Here is a 19,423-nt window from a genome sequence, read left to right as displayed (position 1 = left end):
GCGCCGCAGCAATGCGGGCGCGGCCCGGTGGAAAGCGGAACGTCCGCCATGAACGTCCCACGCAGATCCGGTGAGAAACTTCCCGCGCCGGTATTACCCGGATCGGGTGCGAAGGGTCTCTCTCAGCCTCGCCTGAGCGCGGTCACGCCGCGCGTCACTGCACGAAGCACCCCTGTTTCGTCGTTGGCCATTAGACCACAAAAGACGAAGTGGCCGCAAACGGCCGTCGGCCTCCGGCTCTGGCACAATGTGCCGACTACGTGTACGTGAGCGCCTGCATTGGCCGAGGAGCGGCCGTTTCGGTCCCGCCCCGTTAAGCCTCTTTTAAGAGCTCGGCGAAACAATGCTTGCCGTACTTCGCGCGCATCCCGCTCCACGAGCCGGTTTCGATCGAGAATTCCATGACCCCATCCAACGCTGCTTTTTCCCTGCGCGGCAGAGCGCCGCGTGACACCGATTCCATCTCCGCATGGAGCCTGATCAAGCCGTACTGGGTCTCCGAGGAATGGAAAGTCGCCTGGGGGCTGCTCGTCACGATCATCGCAATGAATCTCGCGATCGTCTGGATCAACGTACGGTTGAACAGTTGGAACGCGCAGTTCTACAACGCGCTGCAGGAAAAAGACGTCAGCCACTTCCCGCATTTGCTCGTCGTCTTCACGGTCATCGCGTTCTCTTACATCATCCTTGCGGTCTACCGCACGTACCTGCGCCAGATGCTCGGCTTCCGCTGGCGCCAATGGATCACCAACCGCTTTCTCAACGAATGGTTCGGGGAGCGCGCTTTCTATCGCATCGAGCGCGATCGGCTCGCCGACAACCCCGACCAGCGGTTGAGCGACGACCTGCAATCGTTCGCGACGACGACGCTCAGTCTTTCGCTCGACCTGCTCTCGACCGTCGTGACGCTCATCTCATTCGTGACGATCCTTTGGACGATCGCGGGAGCGTTGACGGTCACGCTCGGAGGCACGCCGCTCACCATTCCCGGCTATATGGTCTGGGCCGCCGCGCTCTACGCGCTCGGCGGTTCGCTGCTAATTAAGAAGGTCGGCCATCCGCTCGTGTCGATCAACTATCAGCAACAGCGCGTCGAGGCCGATTTCCGCTTCGGGCTCATCCGCGTGCGCGAGAACGCCGAGCAGATCGCGTTTTATAACGGCATCGACACGGAAAACACGAACGCCCGCGGGATATTCGCGCGCATCCGCGACAACTGGTGGCTCATCATGAAGTACACGAAGCGGATGAACTTCGTGCTGAGCTTCTACGGCCAGATCGCGATCATCTTTCCGATCGTCGTCGCCTCGCCGCGCTACTTCGCCGGGGCGTACACGATGGGCGTCCTTATGCAGATCGCGCAGGCGTTCGGCAGCGTCAGCGATTCGTTCTCGTGGTTCATCAACAGTTACTCGTCGCTCGTCGAATGGCGCGCCACCGTCAACCGTTTGCGCGAATTCAAACGCGTCATGCGGGCGACGCATCTCAAAGAATCGGTGCTGCCGTCCACCGCGCGCGGCGGGATCAACCTGCACTACGTCGATTCCAGCTCACTCTCCACGCACGGACTCGAGCTCGCGTTGCCGAAGGGCACGCCGCTCGCGACGATCTCCGATCTCGTCATCGAGCCGGGCTCGCGCTGGCTCGTGCGCGGGCCGTCCGGCTGCGGCAAGAGCACGCTGCTGCGTGCGTTCGCCGGCCTCTGGCCGTTCGGCGACGGAGCCATCGACGTCCCGGTCGGCGCGAAGACGATGTTCGTGCCGCAGCAAACCTATTTGCCGATCGGCACGCTCAAAGCGGCGCTTACGTATCCGGCGCAAGCCGATGTGTTCAGTGACGAAGCGTGCCGTGAAGCGCTCGTCGCGTGCCGGCTCGACGACTACGTCGACAGGCTCACTGAATCGGCCCACTGGACCCGCGTGCTCTCGCCTGGAGAGCAGCAGCGGCTAGCCGCCGCGCGTGTGCTGCTGCACAAGCCCGATTTCGTTTTTCTCGATGAAGCAACGAGCGCGCTCGATCCAGGCAACGAAGCGCACGTCTATCGACTGCTCAACGAACGGCTGCCGGCCACGGCGATCGTCAGCGTCGCGCATCGCGAATCGCTCGCGGCGTTTCATCCTCACACGCTCGATATCGAGCGCCACGAGGAACGCGCGGTGGCCTGACGCGAGGCGGGGAGCCGATAACAAGCAGTCCGAAACATCTCGAAAGCGCCTGCAAGCACCCGCAACAGCCCGAAAGCAGTTGCCGGCCAGCCAGGTTGTTCGTGGCTTCGGCGCGGCTCGGCTGCGGCGATTATCGATGGTAAGCGAGGGACGCAAGACGGTTTTCGATCGACGCGTTGCGCCTCGCGATCGATCCCATCCATCGCCCCATCGGAGTCCCGCCCATGTCGCTCGTGCATCGCGCGCCGACCGTCGCCGTCGCGGCTGCCGCCACGCTTGGCATGAGCGGCTGCGCCTGGACCCTCTTTACGGCCCTCGACGCAGCCGGCTCGACCGTCCAGGCAGGCTACGCGATCGCCGCGAATTACTCCTCACCGGCCTTCGTCACGGGTAGACCGGCACTCGTCCACACGGTCTGCATCGAGATCAATCCGAACGTCTCGGCCCTCGACCTCGTGCCGGCGCTGCAGCTCGCGCTGGAGCGACGCGGCGTGAACTCGGGCGTCTACAACCCCGGCGCGTCGCCGGCCAATTGCGAGGCCGAGCTCACTTACTCGGCGTCGGTCGCGTACGGCCGTCGCCCGTACGTGCCGCGATCTATCGCCTATCTGGCGGAGATCGATCTCACGTTGATCGAGCGCGGCCACATCCTCGTCACGGCCCGCTACGAGGCGGGCGAGCTCGATCTGAACCGATTCTCGAGCGCATCAGGGAAGGTGAAAGGGCTCATCGACAAAATGATCGTCGAGCGCGGCGTCGAATCGGCCTCAGCGTTGAGCTCGCCGCTCGCCGATTGAGTGCGGCGCAGTCAGTCGGCGCAATGGCATCGAAAGCACGGCTTCGGCAGCGCTCTGCCCGCCGACGAGCACGCGCAGTAAGGATTCGAAAGCAGTCGGCGCTTTTCCGGATGCCGCGCTCTCTTTTAACATCCGGCCATGAACCCCTCGATTCTCGTCGTCGACGACGACCCTGTCGTGCGCGAGCTATTGCGCGACTATCTCGGGCAGCGCGGCTACACGGTCTCGCTGCTCGAAGACGGCATGGGGCTCGGGCGCGCGCTCGAAGCCGAACGCCCGGCGCTCGTCGTACTCGACATCATGATGCCCGCGCTCGACGGCGTCAGCGCTTTGCGCGCATTGCGCGTCGCGGGCAACGACGTGCCCGTTATTTTGCTGACCGCGCGCGACGACGTGATCGATCGCGTGATCGGCCTCGAGCTCGGCGCCGACGACTATCTCGGCAAGCCCTTCGACCCGAGCGAGCTCGTCGCGCGCATCCGCACGGTCTTGCGGCGCCGCGGCTCGCTCGTGCCGGGCGCACCCGAAGCGCGTGCGCCTTATCGCTTCGGCCGCTTCGAAGTGAGCTTCGCGACGCGCGAGCTCTTTCGCGACGGCGAGCGGATAGCGATCAGTACGAACGAGTTTGCGACGCTGAAGGTGTTCGTCACGCACGCGATGACCGTGCTCTCGCGCGCGCAGCTGATCGAAAAGCTGCATGGCGGCGCCCAGACGCATCGCAGCCGCAGCCTCGACGTGTCGATCTGGCGGCTGCGGCAAATCATCGAGAGCGATCCATCCGAGCCGCGCTACGTGCAAACCGTATGGGGTCGCGGGTATGTCTTTGTGCCGGCGGGCGACGTCGGCGCGGCCGAGCGCTGCCTGCCTGCCGATACCGATGCGTGAGTGCGCCCGCGCCGAGCGCTTCTAGAAAATCACCGCGCTCAGGAACATTCGCTGCAGCCAGCTCATCGTCGTCGTGTCGTTGAGCGCGCCAAAGCCGGCCTCTTCGATGCGCGCGTTGGCTACCTTGTTCGATTCCACGTAATTGCCGGACTCGATATCTTTTGGATTGACGACGCCCGAGAGGCGCAGGCGCTCGCGATTCCCTTTCAGCGCGATCACCTTCTCGCCGGCGACGACGAAGTTGCCGCTCGGCGTCGTGCCGATCACCGTGACGGCCAAGGTCCCTGACATACCGCGCGCGTCGACGATGCTGCCGGTGCCGCTGAAATCCGAGCTCGTGGAGCCGACGTTGAACATCTTCGCGAGCCGCTGCACGGCTTTGTTCGCCCCGTCAGCCGCCTGGGCCGTCATATCCGCCGAACGCTTGCCCGATGAGTCGGTGCTGTCGTTGGCCGAATAGCTTTCCGCGAGGCGAATCGTCAACACGTCGCCGATGTGCTGAGCGCGCGGCGTTTCGTACAGGACGAGCGGCGCGCCGGCTTGATAGATGGCGCCCATCGTATTGACCGTCACGGGCGCGGCCGAGAGCGGCGGGTTCATCGGCACATCGACGATCGACGCGTTCGGGTGGCCGAGGATGCAAGCGCTGAGCGAAGCGGTCAGAGCGACGGCCGCGCCGAGCACGGCAATGAGGCGAGCGGAGCGTAATGCGGACATTGACTTTCCTCGAACCAGGCGAAGGGAGAACCGACAACCGAGCCGAGCTTCATACCGCATCGGCGCTATCGTCGAGCCAGCGGCGCGCGACCGACTTCAGCCATGCGTCGGGATCAGCGAGCAAGTACGTCAGCGTTGCGTTGTGGCTCGCCGGCAGGTAGCAGAGCGTGATCGAGCTCAGCTCGTTGCTCCAGACGTAGATCGGAGCAGCCCCGCGCGACGGGTCCGGCGCCGCATCCGTCGCCAGACGCGGCTTTCCATAGCGTTGCGCGAGTGCCTCGCGCAAGTCTCGCGCGACGCTTTCGTCGACGACGAACGACATCTCATAGAGGCGATACTCCCGTTGTCCTGCCGTGCGCGCAAAACGCAGCACGTGATCCTGCGCGAGCGAGCCATCGACGACGGCCTGCGAGCGCCGCCAGCCGTCCGCTGTCCGGTGCGCCCAGCGGCAAGCCACCGTGACGCTCTGGTCCGAATGCAGCTCCATGCCGAGCGCGCCCGCCGCAACGTCGGTCTCGCAAACGGGCACGCTGCCGGGCGGCGTTGCCCGGACCATGGGGCCCGCGCGGAACTCATCGAGCGTAATGCCGAGGGCAATGCCGCGAAACGCGAACGGCTTCGACTGCTGCGCGGCCTTCTCGATGTGGACGGCGGGCACGCTCGCCCGCCGCGACTGCGCGGGCACTGCTGCCGGAGCGCCAAGGCAGGCGCCCGATGAAATGGCGGCGGCGATGAACGCCGCGCCGATGAACGATACGAGTCTCATGGCTCGGGACTCACTCATCAACGGACATGCAACTCACTAGTCGATCACCGATGCGCACGTGTCGAACGGCGTCGCGGCCACGTCGCCGACACCGGGCACGACCTTGAGCGTCGCGGAGACGACCCGGCAGGGAAACGCGGCCAAACCGCAGCCGCCGATCGACAGCATCAACGCCGCCGCGCCAGCCCAGCAGGCCCCGCGACGCGCCGCTTTGCGCAAGCGCTGCAAGCGCGCACGCGGCGCGCGAGTGTGCCGGCGCCGCAAGTGGGCCGCGCTCACGCCGTCGTATTGACGTGATTGCCGACGAGGCCCGTCGCACTCGGCGACGATGACTTGGAGGTCAGATCACTCGACGAGGAAGTGTCTGTCTTTGCGGTGCCCGCGGGGCGCGATGCAGCGGGTTTCGTCGCGCTCTTGGTAGGCGAAACGGTCGACAATGGCGTCGGACTGCCGGAAGTTCTTTGAACGGTCATCGCTTGGCCTCGTTTTCTGCTCGTTTAGGAAGTCGATCGGAATGCAGTGCTCGCGAGACGCTTCGTTCCACGAAGCTTTCGGCAACGGCGCGGCACTGCCATACGACGCATTCTCGAATCGCCGCGGAACGTCCGATCGGCCAAGAAACGCGCCGATTCATCCGGTCGTTACGGCGCGTTTCGATTGCGCGGAGAATCCTTTCCGGCGGAGCGATTCGGTAATAAAAGCGGGGCGGGAAACGCAAGAGAAGCTCGGATTTCGCCAATACGAAAGCGCGTGGGACGCTTATGCCGGCGAGCGCATCACGGATGCCGCCCGGCCGTGAAGTAAGCCTTGGTAAGGAACGACCGGCCCTTTGCGTCCCGGCTCAGTCTAGAATTCCGGAATGAGTCAACAGGTCCTCATCGTCGACGACGACCCCGTCGTGCGTGATTTGCTTTGCCGTTTCCTGCGGGACAACGGTTTCGAGGCGTCCGTACTGCACGACGGCACCCATCTGGCCCGCCGGCTCGAACGCGAGCGGCCGTCGGTCGTCGTGCTCGACATCATGATGCCGCAGACAGATGGGCTGCGCGCGCTGACCGCCTTGCGAGCGGCGGGCGACGACATTCCCGTCATTTTCGTCACCGCGCGCGGCAGCGTGACGGACCGGATCCAGGGCCTGTCGCTCGGCGCCGACGACTACCTGACGAAGCCGTTCGATCCGCGCGAACTGCTCGCGCGCATCCAGACGGTGCTGCGGCGGCGCGGCCCTTCGACGACGAGCGCGCCGGAGGCGCGCCAGCGCTACCGCTTCGGGCGCTTCGAGCTCGATTTCGTCACGCGCACGTTGACGCGCGACGATCAACGGCTGCCGTTGCGCGACAGCGAGTTCGCGCTCTTAAAGATCTTCGCGAACAATCCGTACAAGGTGCTCTCGCGCGTGCTGATCCACGATCTTGTGCACCGCGACGACCTGCCGTTTCGCGATCGCAGCCTCGATGTGCCGATCTGGAGGCTGCGCCGCGTGATCGAAGACGATCCGGCCAACCCCTGCTATGTACAGACCGTGCGCGGCAAGGGCTACGTTTTCGTGCCCGACGCCGACGGCACGCCGTTCAGCGAGCAGGCCGCCGGCGAGGCGGCCGAACCGTCCGCCGGTCAGCCTGCCCCACCGTCCGGCCCTCCGCGCTCTGCCCAGTCCGCCGACGAGTCCGCCGCCGGCCGGTGATCGCCGATGAGGAATCCGCTCAATACGTTGTTCGGCAGGATGGCGCTGCTGTCGATGGCCGTATTGTTCGCGATTCAGGCCGGCTGGTTCGTGCTGATGGCGCGGCAGCCGCATCACGAGGTCGATGGCTTCGCGCGCGGCATTCTTTTCGCGTTGCAGGCCGTCAACTCGGAAACGAGGGATAGTGCCGAGCTCGCGCCTGCGTTGCGCGTGCATCTGATGCCGACGTGGAACGTGCCGCCGACGATCCACCTGCATACGCCGCGCACGAGGCCGTTGGTCGAGCTGACCGCCCATCTGCGTCCGCACCTGCCGTCCGGCACCGAGTTCGCCGCGGACGACCTGCGCCCGCCGCGCCTCTGGGTGCGATTCCCCGGCAAGTCGATGTGGGTCATCGTGCCCGTCAACATTCCGCCGCCGCCGCGCTTTCTGATCGAAGGCGTGTCGATGCTCGCCGCGGCGATCCTGCTTTCGCTCGGGGCTGCGTGGCAGATGCAGCGGCCGCTCGCCCGCGTCGCGCACGCGGCCGCCGCGTTTGGCGCGGGCCAGCGGCCTGATTCGGTCGACGAGAGCGGGCCGCGCGAGTTGCGCGATCTGATCGCCTCTTTCAACGACATGATGCGACGGCTCAACGAAGCCGGCGACGATCAGGCGGTGATGCTCGCGGGCGTTGCGCACGATCTCAAAGCGCCGCTGACGCGGCTCAAGCTGCGCGCAAGCGTATTGATCGCCGAGGAGGAGCGGGCCGGGCTCATCGAGGATGTGGATTCGCTGACGAGCATCGTCCAGCAGTTTCTCGAGTTCGCTGGCCAAACGCCCGAATCGGGGCCGCCCGTCGAAGTCGACGCGTTCATTCGCAAGCAGTTCTGCAATTCGGACGATGCGCCGGCCGACACGCCGCTCTTTGCGCTCGATCTGAAATCGGGACCGCAGTTCATGCTGCCGCGCACGCTGCTTGATCGGCTCATGACGAATCTCGTCGACAACGCGTTCGAGCATGGGGAGCCGCCTGTCGAAATCTCGACGTCGCGTGAGGAGCGGCATTGGATCATCGATGTTCGCGATCATGGTCCGGGCATTCCGGAGGACCGGATGGCGGCGGCGATGAAACCGTTCGTGCGGCTGGACCCGGCGCGCGGCAGCGCGGGCCATTGCGGACTCGGGCTGGCGATTGTGACGCGGCTCGCACGAGATCGGGGTGGGCGCTGCGAGCTCAGCAACGATGGCGGCGGTGGGCTGCGTGTGCGAATCGCGTTGCCGGTGCCATTGGCGTTGCCTGCGCCATTGCCTCAGCCGGCGCGGCACGAGGCGCAAGTGGAGCCGCATGCATATCCGGACGAGCCGCCGCCGATTGCGGTTGGCGTTGCGGGCGGCGAGCTTACTCCGCCTTACCGGCGGGCCTGAAGCGACCGGGGCGGACTTATAGTGGGGGCCTGGCATCTCCGCAAATGCCAGCCCCTTTAGGTCCGCCCTGTATGGCCGGGGCGGACCTTTTTTTCGCATCCATCAAAGGATCGAGCGAGGAAACAGGGGAGCGCTATCGAGCTGGGCTTATCCCCGGACAGAGCATCTAACTCTCTATACAACCAGCCGATCATGCAACCGATCGATCTGATCCGGCGAAAGCCCCAACCCCTGGGTCAGATAGGCGTTCATCGTCCCGAACGTCTCATGCACCTGATCGAAGGCGACCTGTAGAAAGCTCGGTTGCACGCTGTAAGCAGGCGCATTGGCCAGCGCCGCCGTCTGCCCGCTCTGCGTCGACACCGCCGCGACGCGCGCCGAAATCGAGGCCGCCGCGTAAGTATTCGACAGCAAGTAATCCTGCATGATCACGTCGAACGGCACGTTGGCGATGCTGAGAAGCAGCGCGGCGGCCCATCCGGCTCTGTCCTTCCCGTAGCTCGAGTGGATCACCTGGACACCGGTCGTTGCCGCCAGTTGAGTCAATAACGCACCGAAGCCCTGGCGCTGCGCGGCGCCTAGCACGTAGTCACGCTGCGCGCGCTCCATCGCAGCGATCGCGTCCGCCGGTGTGTCATACGCCGGTGACGCCACGTCGTCGGCGCCGATCACGTTGATCGTTTGATAGCCCGCACCCACGGGGAGCGCATCCGACGTTCGCGCGACCTCTCCAGGCGTGCGCAAGTCATACACCACCGCGATGCCGAGTGCGTCGAGCGTCGCCTTATCGGCCGCGCTGGGCGCCAGGACGTTCGAACGGTAAAACACGCCCCGTCGCACGACCTTGCCGTCAATCGTCGGATAGCCGGCCGCCGCCCCGCCCACATCGCGAAAGTTTTCGACCGAGGCCAGGCGCGGCGTCACCGCCGCATCGCCCGAACCGGGTCCGCCTCCACCACACGCCGATAGCAATGCGCTGCCGGCGCCGGCAAGCATCACGCTCGCCGTCCCCTTCAGGAACGTGCGGCGCGAGCGGCATACATCCTCAGTCGCGGTCCGCTGCGGAAGGTGGATGTCGAAGTCGATGCGTCCGGAAGACGAATCGACTTTGGCGGTCAGAGTCATCGAAATGGTTAAGGACAAGTAGCGGATGCCGGCGAGCCGGCAGAACGAAAACGCAAACGCACTCGTGCCGCGAAGCGGCAAATCGCAAGGTTATCGCGTCCAGAAAGCTTTGGATGCCAAATGTAGCAATCGGTAAGAGACAGAAAGGTGACGGACGTCGCGCCACTCATGGGTTGCATTGCACATCGATCCGCCATGTCGATGCCGGCACCCCCGAACACTCCGCCCCAAAGAACGCTTCAACGAAGCGTCCAGTCGAATCAGTCCGCCGGCACGCGCGCTGACGCAAGCGCACGATAGCGAGCGCCACGACGCTCGAGGGTGCTCGAGTAGAGGGTCAAGGTGTCGAAGCGCGAGACATAGCCAGGTTCAGCCACCGTCTCGCCTCGCCGATCCGCAGTGCCGTCCGATCGCGCAGCCGGCGCCGCGATCGGCTTCGCGTTACGAGGCAGCCGCGCAAGCGTGACGTGCGGAAGAAACGGGCGATGGTCGTCGATCGGCAGCCCGAGCCCCGCAACGAGCGTCCGCACACGCGATTCGATTTCGGCGAGCGCGTCGGACACAGCAAAAGAAACGACGGCGAGGCGCGGATGCGACCGGTTCGGCCAATATTCGAACCGCTCGACGTTGAGCGCCGGCAGCGGCACGATCACGGATGGCAGCGCCGCCGTCAGCAAAGCGCCCTTCTCCGGCGAGATAGAGCCGAGAAATGCCAGCGTCAGATGCAATTGATCGACGGGAACGCGGCGCACGGCGACGTCGAGCGGCATCGCCGCAAACGTCTCGCGCGTCGATGCATCAGGGACGAGCGCGATGAAGCAGCGATGCCAATCATCGCGCTCGGCCACCGGCGACATCGGCGTCGTCAGCGCGGAAGCTCCGAGCTGCCCATCAGGTAGGCGTCGACTGAGCGCGCACATTGGCGGCCTTCCCGAATCGCCCAAACGACGAGCGACTGCCCGCGGCGCATGTCGCCGGCCGCGAACACCTTGTCGACGGACGTGTAGTAGGCGCGCTCGCCCTCGGTCGTCGCGCGGATATTGCCGCGCGCGTCCTTGTCGACGCCGAAGGCATCGAGCACGGGCGAAGCAGGCTGGGTGAAGCCCATGGCGAGCAGCACGAGGTCGGCCTTTAATTCGAACTCGGAACCCGGCACTTCCTGCATCTTGCCGTCCTTCCATTCGACGCGCGCCGCCACGAGCTTCTCGACCTTGCCGTTCTTGCCTTCGAAGCGCTTCGTCGCCACGGACCAATCGCGGCTGCAGCCTTCTTCGTGCGAAGACGACGTGCGCAGCTTGACCGGCCAATACGGCCAGACGAGCGGCTTGTTCTCTTCCTCGGGCGGCTGCGGCAAGAGCTCGAACTGAGTCACGCTCTTCGCACCATGACGATTCGATGTGCCGACGCAGTCGGAGCCCGTATCGCCGCCGCCGATCACGATCACATGCTTGCCCTTGGCAAGCAGCTGATCGGCCACCTTGTCGCCGGCGTTGACCTTGTTCTGCTGCGGCAAGAACTCCATCGCGAAGTGGATGCCGGCCAGCTCGCGCCCCGGCACGGGCAGATCGCGCGGCGTCTCCGAGCCGCCCGCGGCGATGACGGCGTCGAACTTCTCGAGAAGCTCTTCGGGCGTGATCGTCTCCTTGGCCGTGTTGCCGATGTGCGACGGCAATGCATCCTTTCCGACGAACACGTTCGTGCGGAACGTCACGCCTTCGCCTTCCATCTGCCGCATGCGGCGGTCGATGAGCCACTTCTCGAGCTTGAAGTCAGGAATGCCATAGCGCAACAGCCCGCCGATGCGATCGTTCTTCTCGAAGACCGTCACTTCATGGCCCGCGCGCGCAAGCTGCTGCGCGGCGGCGAGGCCGGCAGGCCCCGAGCCCACGACGGCAACTTTCTTGCCGGTCTTGTTCTTGGGCGGCTGGGAGACGACCCATCCTTCGGACCAGGCCTTGTCGATGATCGCGTGCTCGATCGACTTGATGCCGACCGGATCGGCATTGATGCCGAGCGTACAGGCCGCCTCGCACGGCGCCGGACAGATGCGGCCCGTGAACTCGGGGAAGTTGTTCGTCGAATGGAGGACATCGATCGCATGCCGCCAGTCCTGGCGATAAACGAGATCGTTGAAGTCCGGGATGATGTTGTTGACGGGGCAGCCGTTGTTGCAAAACGGAATGCCGCAATCCATGCAGCGCGCGCCCTGAATCTTCGCGTCCTCGTCGCTCAGCGCGAGAACGAATTCCTTGTAATGCTTGACGCGCGCGAGCGGCGCTTCGTACGCCTCGTGGCGGCGTTCATATTCGAGAAAACCGGTTGCCTTGCCCATGGGGTTCTCTTGTCTTGATCCAAATCGTCGTATCGGGGGCCGGCGGGCGCCGCCTGCGCGTGGTGCGCATGCGGCAAGCCTCGATGGCATCGTATCTATCGCCCGCTCGCTCCGGTGACTCCGGCACCGCGAGGCGAACGGGCGCGTTCAGGTGCGCGTGAGCGCAGCGCTCACGCCGCGAGCACCTCGCTGGCGGCCTTCTTCGCTCCGAGCTCGGCGAGCGCGCGCTTGTACTCGGTCGGGAAGACTTTGACGAACTGCCGGCGCGACGCGTCCCAATCCTCGAGCAGCGCCTTCGCGCGCGGTGAGCCCGTGAACTGGAAGTGCCGCTCGACGAGCCCCTTGAGCAGCGCCTCGTCGGTCATGCCCGTGTGCCAGAGTGCGCGATCGACCGTGCGCTCCTGCTCGGCCTGCTGCAGCACGGGCTCGAGCGCGACCATCGACTTGTTGCACTTGCCCGCGAACGTGCCTTCGGGGTCGTAGACGAACGCAACGCCGCCCGACATCCCCGCCGCGAAATTGCGGCCCGTCTCGCCGAGCACCACGACGGTGCCGCCCGTCATGTACTCGCAGCCGTGATCGCCCGTTCCCTCGACGACAGCGGAAGCCCCAGAGTTGCGCACGCAGAAGCGCTCACCGGCCACGCCGCGCAGATACGCCTCGCCCTCGATCGCGCCGTACATCACCGTGTTGCCGCAGATGATGTTTTCCTCGGACTTGCCGCGGAAATCGTTCGTCGGGCGAATGATGATGCGACCGCCCGAGAGGCCCTTGCCGACGTAGTCGTTGCCGTCGCCGACGAGATCGAGCGTGATGCCGCGCGCGAGGAATGCGCCGAAGCTTTGCCCCGCCGTGCCCTTCAACTGGATATGGATCGTGTCGTCGGGCAACCCGTCGTGACCGTACTTCTTCGCGATCATCCCCGAGAGCATCGCGCCGACCGTGCGGTTCACGTTGCGCACGGGCTGGATGAACGAAACATGCTCACCGTTCTCGATGGCCGCGCGCGACTTCTCGATCAGCGTGTGATCGAGTGCGCGCACGAGGCCGTGATCCTGCTCCTCGACGTGCCGGCGCGCGATGTCGGCCGAAACCTTGGGCTGATAGAAGATGTTGGAGAAATCGAGGCCGCGCGCCTTCCAATGCTCGATGCCCTTCTTCATGTCGAGCAGATCCGCGCGGCCGATCAGGTCGTCGAACTTGCGGATGCCCAGTTGCGCCATGATTTCGCGGACTTCCTCGGCGACGAAGAAGAAATAGTTGACGACGTGCTCGGGCTGGCCCTGGAACTTCGCGCGCAGCACCGGATCCTGCGTGGCGACGCCGACCGGGCACGTGTTCAGATGGCACTTGCGCATCATGATGCAGCCCTCGACGACGAGCGGAGCCGTCGCGAAGCCGAACTCGTCGGCGCCGAGCAGCGCACCGATCACAACGTCGCGGCCCGTCTTCATCTGGCCGTCGGCCTGCACACGAATACGGCCGCGCAGGCGGTTGAGCACGAGCGTCTGCTGCGTCTCGGCGAGGCCGAGTTCCCACGGCGTGCCCGCATGCTTGACCGACGAGAGCGGCGACGCGCCCGTGCCGCCATCGTGACCGGCGATCACGACGTGGTCGGCCTTGGCTTTGGCGACACCGGCCGCGACCGTGCCGACGCCCACTTCGGAGACGAGCTTCACCGAGATGCTCGCAACCGGGTTCGCGTTCTTCAGATCGTGAATGAGCTGGGCCAGATCCTCGATCGAATAGATGTCGTGATGCGGCGGCGGCGAGATGAGGCCGACGCCGGGCACCGAATAGCGCAGCTTGCCGATGTACTCTGAAACCTTATGGCCCGGCAGCTGACCGCCCTCGCCGGGCTTCGCGCCCTGCGCCATCTTGATCTGGATCTGATCCGCCGAGGCGAGGTACTCGGCCGTGACGCCGAAGCGGCCCGAAGCGACCTGCTTGATCTTCGAGCGCAGAGAATCGCCTTCCTTGAGGGCGATGTCGCGCACCACTTCGCTGCCGATCACCGAGGCGAGCGTATCGCCGTTCTTGATCGGAATGCCGCGCAGCTCGTTGCGATAACGGTTCTCGTCCTCGCCGCCCTCGCCCGTGTTCGATTTGCCGCCGATGCGGTTCATCGCGATCGCGAGCGTCGCGTGGGCCTCCGTGCTGATCGAGCCGAGCGACATCGCACCGGTCGCGAAGCGCTTCACGATGTCCTTGGCCGACTCCACCTCGTCGAGCGGAATCGCCTTGGACGGCTCCACCTTGAATTCGAAAAGGCCGCGGAACGTCATGTGACGGCGCGTCTGATCGTTGATCAGATGCGCATACTCCTTGTACGTCTGATACGAGTTGCTGCGCGTCGAATGCTGGAGCTTGGCGATCGCATCGGGCGTCCACATGTGGTCTTCGCCGCGTACGCGGTAAGCGTATTCGCCGCCGGCGTCGAGCATCGTCGAGAGCACCGGGTTATCGCCGAACGCCTCGCGGTGCAAACGAACGGCCTCCTCGGCGACCTCGAAAAGACCGATGCCGCCGACCTTCGAGGCCGTGCCCTTGAAGTACTTCTCGACGAGATCGCTCGCGAGCCCGACCGCCTCGAAAATCTGCGCGCCCGTGTACGACATGTAGGTCGAGATGCCCATCTTCGACATCACCTTCTGCAGGCCCTTGCCGACCGCCTTCGTGAAGTTGTAGATGGCTTTCTCGGGCGAGAGATCGCCCTTCATGCCCTGCGCCATCTGCACGAGTGTTTCCATCGCGAGGTACGGATGGACCGCTTCCGCGCCGTAGCCCGCGAGCAGCGCGAAGTGGTGGACTTCACGCGCCGAGCCGGTCTCGACGACGAGGCCCGTGCTCGTGCGCAGCCCCTGCGAGACGAGGTGCGTATGGATCGCGGCCGTGGCGAGCAGCGCCGGAATGGCGACGTTCTCACGATCGGTGCGGCGATCCGACACGATCAGGATGTTGTAGCCGGACCTCACGGCATCGACGGCTTCGGCGCAAAGCGACGCGAGGCGCGCCTCGATGCCTTCCTTGCCCCAGGCGATCGGATAACAGATGTTGAGCTCGTACGAGCTGAACTTGCCGCCCGTGTACTGATCGATCGAGCGGATCTTCGCGATGTCCTTGAAGTCGAGCACGGGCTGCGACACTTCGAGGCGCATCGGCGGGTTGATGTTGTTCGTGTCGAGCAGGTTCGGCTTCGGACCGATGAACGAGACGAGCGACATCACGAGGTTTTCGCGGATCGGATCGATCGGCGGGTTCGTGACCTGCGCGAAGAGCTGCTTGAAGTAGTGATAGAGCGTCTTGTTCTTGTTCGACATGACCGCGAGCGGCGAGTCGTTGCCCATGGAGCCGACCGCCTCCTCGCCCTGCTGCGCCATCGGCGCCATCAGGAACTTGACGTCCTCCTGCGTATAGCCGAACGCCTGCTGGCGGTCGAGCAGCGCCGCCGCCTCGCGGCGCTCCGTGACGATGTCCTCGGCCTTCGGCTCGATCTCGTCGAGCTTGATGCGCACGGCATCGATCCAGCTCTTGTACGGCTTGGCGTTCGCGAGGTTGTCCTTGAGCTCCTTGTCGTCGATGATGCGGCCGTGCTCCATGTCGATGAGGAACATCTTGCCCGGCTGCAGACGCCACTTCTTGACGATCTTCGATTCGGGGATCGGCAGCACGCCGGCCTCCGAAGCCATGATCACGAGATCGTCTTCGGTGATGACATAGCGCGCGGGGCGCAGGCCGTTACGGTCGAGCGTCGCGCCGATCTGGCGGCCGTCCGTGAACGCGATCGCGGCGGGGCCGTCCCACGGCTCCATCATGGCGGCGTGATACTCGTAGAAGGCGCGCCGATTGTCGTCCATCAGCGTGTGCTGCTCCCACGCCTCCGGGATCATCATCATCATCGCGTGCACGAGCGGATAGCCCGCCATCACGAGCAGCTCGAGGCAGTTGTCGAACGAGGCCGTATCGGACTGGCCCGGGTAGATCAGCGGCCAGAGCTTGTGCAGATCGTCGCCGAGCACCGCGCTCGCGATCGCGCCCGTGCGCGCGTTGAGCCAGTTGACGTTGCCCTTCACGGTGTTGATCTCGCCGTTGTGCGCGATCATCCGGTACGGGTGCGCGAGCTCCCAGGCCGGGAACGTGTTCGTCGAGAAGCGCTGGTGCACGAGCGCGAGCGCGGAGACGACACGCTCGTCCTGCAGGTCGCGATAGTAGACGCCCACCTGGCCCGCGAGCAGCAAGCCCTTGTAGACGACCGTGCGCGCCGACATCGACGGCACGAAATACTCCTTGCCATGCTTGAGCTTGAGCGCCTGGATGCGGTGGCTCGCCGTCTTGCGGATCACGTAGAGCTTCCGCTCGAGCGCGTCCGTGACCATGATGTCGCGGCCGCGGCCGATGAAGATCTGACGAATGACGGGCTCGGAGGCCTTGACGGCCGGCGATATCGGCATCGCATGATCGACGGGCACGTCGCGCCATCCGAGGACGACCTGGCCCTCCGCCTTCACCGTCCGCTCGAGCTCCTGCTCGCAGGCAAGACGAGACGCATGCTCCTTGGGCAGAAAGATCATGCCCACGCCGTACTCGCCGGCGGGCGGCAACGTCACGCCCTGGCGCGCCATTTCCTCGCGATAGAACGCATCGGGAATCTGGATCAGGATGCCGGCGCCGTCGCCCATCAGCGCATCGGCGCCGACGGCGCCGCGGTGATCGAGATTCTCGAGAATCTTGAGCCCTTGCTGAATGATGTCGTGAGTCTTCGCGCCCTTGATATGCGCGACGAACCCGACGCCGCAGGCGTCGTGCTCGTTTTGCGGGTCGTACAGACCTTGCGCCGCAGGGACCGAAGTCATCGGTTGCTGTTCGTTCATGGGGACACCGTCCTGTAGGGGGCCTCGAAAGGGTCGTTCTCAAAGGGCTGAGCCGCAGTTTGCCCGCGCGGCCGCTCTCGATAGGGCCGCAGGGAAGGCGCATTGCGCCGAAGAAAAACCGTCGGAAATCGGAATATACGCGACGAATCAATAGAATAGCAACAAAAATCGGGTGATGCGACCCCAATTACTGCGGCGCATTCAAACGGTGCCGTTTTATTGGGGACGTATCAAAAAGGGGCGCAAAAAACGGCACGCTGAACGTGCCGTCCGCGACCCTCTCGTATTCATCATTGCTGAAACCGCAGCCAACCGACGCCCTACCGCGCATTCAATAGGCGAACTCACCCCGCTTGCGGCTCACGCATGCGTGGGCAGGCGGCGGCAAGCAGGTTCCAACCGCGAAGCAGCGTTATTGCGTCTGCGGCGTCTCGCGCACTTTCTTCGGCCGGCCGCGCGGCAGCGGCGAGACGCGCCGGTTCGCCGCCCTCGCCGCCCACTCTCGATACGACTCGCCGCCGAGCACCCATCCTTTCAGCGTCGCCTGCTGCAGCTCGTTCGCCTCGCGCTCGTCGAGCGGCTGCTCGCAAAGCTCCTTGTAGGCGCGCTGCCGCTCGAACGGCGTATTGCCGAGCGACCAGTAAAGCGGGTGGTCCGTGACGAGACTGTCTACAGCAACGCCGATGTGATGCCGATAACTAGACCATCGATAGTCTTCCGCCGACGTCACGAGGCGCTCACGAACCGGACAAAGCTCGATTACGCGACTCGCAAGCAGGAAGTAGCGCTCTCCTTCGATGACGGTCGCGCGATAGCGACCTTCCCAGAGGGTGCCCCGCCGCGAGTAGCGGCGGTTGAAGTGCGCCACGTAGCGCCTGCCGACCGCCTGCATCGCTTTGGGCAAGCTCGATTCGTCGCTCGGCGTGACGAGGAGCTGCACCGCGCCCGGCATCAGCACATAGGCGTGGACGCCGAGGCGGTGGTCGCGCGAAGCGGCTTTCAAGCAATCGACGAATAGCTCGTAATCCTGCTCGTCGACGAAGGCGGGCTGCTGATCGAGTCCGCGCAGGATCACGTGCTGCGGCTGTTCGGGGACGTAAAGACGTGCAAGCCGTGCCATGCTGGATTCCGTTAAGAATGTTGGTGATGACCCGAAGGGACGAGGCGGCGCACGAGCCGCCGCGGTTCCTCGAGCGGTTCCGCCGCAAGCGCGCCCCGCTTAGGGAGAATGCTCTAACGAGCGCACTTGGTCTGACTCAATCCTTTTACTCATAATAGGCGGGCCTTTTATGGAGGAAGACGCATATGAAACTAAAACAGGCCACTACGGGGGCCGTCGTGGCGCTCGCCTGCGCGACGGCTGCACATGCACAATCGGCCGGCACGTTCTACGTCACAACAGGGTGGTTCCATCTCTCGCCTCAAAGTTCCAGTGACCAGTTGAAGGTAATCAGCCAGGGCGGCACGCCCATCAACCAATACCAGCCCAACACCGGCGCCCGGATCGACCAGTCCGACACGCTCGGGCTGTCGCTCGGCTACTTCGTCACCGATCACCTCGCCGCGGAGTTCGAACTGGGCATTCCGCCGAAGTTCGAAATCAACGGCGCCGACGGATTCTCGCAGTTCGGCAAACTCGGCAGCGCGCGGCTCTGGAGCCCGGCCCTGCTCTTCAAGTGGAACTTCCGGAAGCCGGACGACAAGTTCCGCCCCTACGTCGGCCTGGGCGTCACGCGCGTCTGGTTCACCGATGCGCAGATTACGAACACCACGTTCGAATCAGGCGTCCTGGGGGGTCCGACCACCGCATCGGCAGATCGTTCCTGGGCGCCCGTTTTCAATCTCGGCTTCAACTACAACTTCACCAAGCATTGGTTCGCCGGCCTGTCCGTGTCCTACATTCCGGTCAGCGCGACGGCCGACTTCACGACGTCCCCGTCCGGGCCGCTTGGTACAACGCTACGCACGCAAGCAAAGATCAGGCTCGACCCGATCGTGACCTACGCGAAGATCGGCTACGCCTTCTAGCCTAGTTCAACTCGGGCCGCCCGGCGACCGCGCTGGCGCCGCCGCACCCGCGGCGGCGTCGCCGCCGGCCGTCCAATCGAACCGAATCACTTTTCTACGCGTGTTTCGTCCCATTTTTACGCATGCGCTCGTACCCTCATACGAACCATGGGTCCTGAGCGCGGGCGCCTTCGGCTAGCCGCCGGCTGGCATCGATGTTGCGGCTCGTGGCATTCCCCGCTCTTCGAACGGGGCCTCATCCCGTTATAGGAAAGAAGCTGACGGAGCGACCATGACCGCACTACCGAATACGCGAGACGCGCTCGAAACAACGTGGCAGAGCACGGGACGACACGCCCGCCGTATCGCCCGCCATAGCCGCAACGCCGCCGAGGACATCGGAGGAGAAATGCGCGAACTACTGTCGGAACTGGAGGAAGCCCTCTCTGAAGGCGCGCAGGCCGACGCCGCCCAATTGCGCGAGCAATTGAGGAAACGCATCGACGTGACGAGAGCGCGGCTCGACGGCGCTCGCGCAACGATGCGCACGCGCGCAGTCAACGCGATGGCAGGCGCAAACGACTACGTACGGGAAAACCCCTGGGAAACCGTTGCCGTCGTGGGGGGCCTCGCCCTGCTCACCGGCTGGCTCCTCGCGCGCAGCCGGTGA

15 protein-coding genes, 1 pseudogene and 1 riboswitch are annotated in these 19,423 nt (G+C 64.8%); of the genes and pseudogenes, 8 read left to right on the top strand and 8 right to left on the bottom strand.

What is annotated here, in order from left to right; translation table 11 throughout:
* Positions 1 to 62: 62 nt before the first annotated feature.
* Positions 63 to 184, bottom strand: a riboswitch (TPP riboswitch).
* 217 nt (positions 185 to 401) lie between these two features.
* From AB4Y31_RS28105 to AB4Y31_RS28095, 3 genes are all read left to right on the top strand, one after another.
* On the top strand, positions 402 to 2,165 hold the full coding sequence (locus tag AB4Y31_RS28105; protein ID WP_368676859.1) for an ABC transporter ATP-binding protein/permease: 1,764 nt from the start codon (positions 402 to 404) through the stop codon (positions 2,163 to 2,165).
* A gap of 224 nt (positions 2,166 to 2,389) precedes the next feature.
* On the top strand, positions 2,390 to 2,962 hold the full coding sequence (locus AB4Y31_RS28100; RefSeq protein WP_368676858.1) for a hypothetical protein: 573 nt from the start codon (positions 2,390 to 2,392) through the stop codon (positions 2,960 to 2,962).
* Positions 2,963 to 3,100: 138 nt separating this feature from the next.
* Positions 3,101 to 3,847: a response regulator gene (locus tag AB4Y31_RS28095; protein ID WP_368676857.1), complete on the top strand. Its 747-nt coding sequence runs from the start codon at positions 3,101 to 3,103 to the stop codon at positions 3,845 to 3,847.
* 21 nt (positions 3,848 to 3,868) lie between these two features.
* On the opposite strand, the gene AB4Y31_RS28090 is transcribed toward AB4Y31_RS28095, so the two are convergent.
* The 3 genes from AB4Y31_RS28090 to AB4Y31_RS28080 are packed head-to-tail and all read right to left on the bottom strand — an operon-like array spanning position 3,869 to position 5,549.
* Complete coding sequence (locus tag AB4Y31_RS28090; protein WP_368676856.1) at positions 3,869 to 4,564, bottom strand: flagellar basal body L-ring protein FlgH; 696 nt, start codon at positions 4,562 to 4,564, stop codon at positions 3,869 to 3,871.
* Between the two features lie 49 nt (positions 4,565 to 4,613).
* Entirely contained in the window at positions 4,614 to 5,330 is a 717-nt protein-coding gene (locus tag AB4Y31_RS28085) for a hypothetical protein (RefSeq protein ID WP_368676855.1), read from the bottom strand.
* A 36-nt stretch (positions 5,331 to 5,366) separates the two neighbouring features.
* Positions 5,367 to 5,549, bottom strand: a complete 183-nt coding sequence (locus tag AB4Y31_RS28080; RefSeq protein ID WP_368676941.1) for a DUF6726 family protein — start codon at positions 5,547 to 5,549, stop codon at positions 5,367 to 5,369.
* A 114-nt stretch (positions 5,550 to 5,663) separates the two neighbouring features.
* On the opposite strand from AB4Y31_RS28080, the gene AB4Y31_RS28075 reads away from it, so the two are divergent.
* The 3 genes and pseudogenes from AB4Y31_RS28075 to AB4Y31_RS28065 all read left to right on the top strand — a co-directional run bounded on the left by AB4Y31_RS28075 (position 5,664) and on the right by AB4Y31_RS28065 (position 8,418).
* Positions 5,664 to 5,795: a hypothetical protein gene (locus tag AB4Y31_RS28075; protein ID WP_368676854.1), complete on the top strand. Its 132-nt coding sequence runs from the start codon at positions 5,664 to 5,666 to the stop codon at positions 5,793 to 5,795.
* 394 nt (positions 5,796 to 6,189) lie between these two features.
* A pseudogene (locus AB4Y31_RS28070) lies at positions 6,190 to 6,903 on the top strand (response regulator); the annotation flags it as partial.
* 117 nt (positions 6,904 to 7,020) lie between these two features.
* Positions 7,021 to 8,418, top strand: coding sequence for an ATP-binding protein (locus AB4Y31_RS28065; RefSeq protein ID WP_368676853.1), 1,398 nt, complete (start codon positions 7,021 to 7,023; stop codon positions 8,416 to 8,418).
* Between the two features lie 174 nt (positions 8,419 to 8,592).
* Here the strand turns inward: AB4Y31_RS28065 and AB4Y31_RS28060 are convergent, their stop codons facing one another.
* The 5 genes from AB4Y31_RS28060 to AB4Y31_RS28040 form a co-directional block, all read right to left on the bottom strand.
* Positions 8,593 to 9,543 (bottom strand): tyrosine-protein phosphatase, encoded by a 951-nt coding sequence (locus AB4Y31_RS28060; RefSeq protein ID WP_368676852.1) that lies wholly within the window; start codon positions 9,541 to 9,543, stop codon positions 8,593 to 8,595.
* A gap of 260 nt (positions 9,544 to 9,803) precedes the next feature.
* Positions 9,804 to 10,391, bottom strand: coding sequence for an RNA 2',3'-cyclic phosphodiesterase (thpR, locus tag AB4Y31_RS28055; RefSeq protein ID WP_368676851.1), 588 nt, complete (start codon positions 10,389 to 10,391; stop codon positions 9,804 to 9,806).
* A 17-nt stretch (positions 10,392 to 10,408) separates the two neighbouring features.
* Positions 10,409 to 11,875, bottom strand: a complete 1,467-nt coding sequence (locus AB4Y31_RS28050) for a glutamate synthase subunit beta (protein WP_368676850.1) — start codon at positions 11,873 to 11,875, stop codon at positions 10,409 to 10,411.
* Positions 11,876 to 12,045: 170 nt separating this feature from the next.
* Positions 12,046 to 16,746: a glutamate synthase-related protein gene (locus tag AB4Y31_RS28045; protein ID WP_368676849.1), complete on the bottom strand. Its 4,701-nt coding sequence runs from the start codon at positions 16,744 to 16,746 to the stop codon at positions 12,046 to 12,048.
* Between the two features lie 412 nt (positions 16,747 to 17,158).
* Positions 17,159 to 17,866, bottom strand: a complete 708-nt coding sequence (locus tag AB4Y31_RS28040; RefSeq protein WP_018440430.1) for a transposase — start codon at positions 17,864 to 17,866, stop codon at positions 17,159 to 17,161.
* A gap of 185 nt (positions 17,867 to 18,051) precedes the next feature.
* On the opposite strand from AB4Y31_RS28040, the gene AB4Y31_RS28035 reads away from it, so the two are divergent.
* Together AB4Y31_RS28035 and AB4Y31_RS28030 are read left to right on the top strand one after the other, a co-directional pair.
* Positions 18,052 to 18,774, top strand: a complete 723-nt coding sequence (locus AB4Y31_RS28035) for an OmpW family protein (RefSeq protein WP_020566156.1) — start codon at positions 18,052 to 18,054, stop codon at positions 18,772 to 18,774.
* A gap of 271 nt (positions 18,775 to 19,045) precedes the next feature.
* Positions 19,046 to 19,423: a YqjD family protein gene (locus AB4Y31_RS28030; RefSeq protein WP_018440432.1), complete on the top strand. Its 378-nt coding sequence runs from the start codon at positions 19,046 to 19,048 to the stop codon at positions 19,421 to 19,423.

Origin of the sequence: Trinickia sp. EG282A, assembly GCF_040965455.1 — a bacterium.
GTDB classification, from domain to species: domain Bacteria; phylum Pseudomonadota; class Gammaproteobacteria; order Burkholderiales; family Burkholderiaceae; genus Trinickia; species Trinickia symbiotica.
The sequence above is the reverse complement of the archived record's forward strand: the minus strand, read 5'-3'. Positions and strand labels throughout refer to the sequence as shown.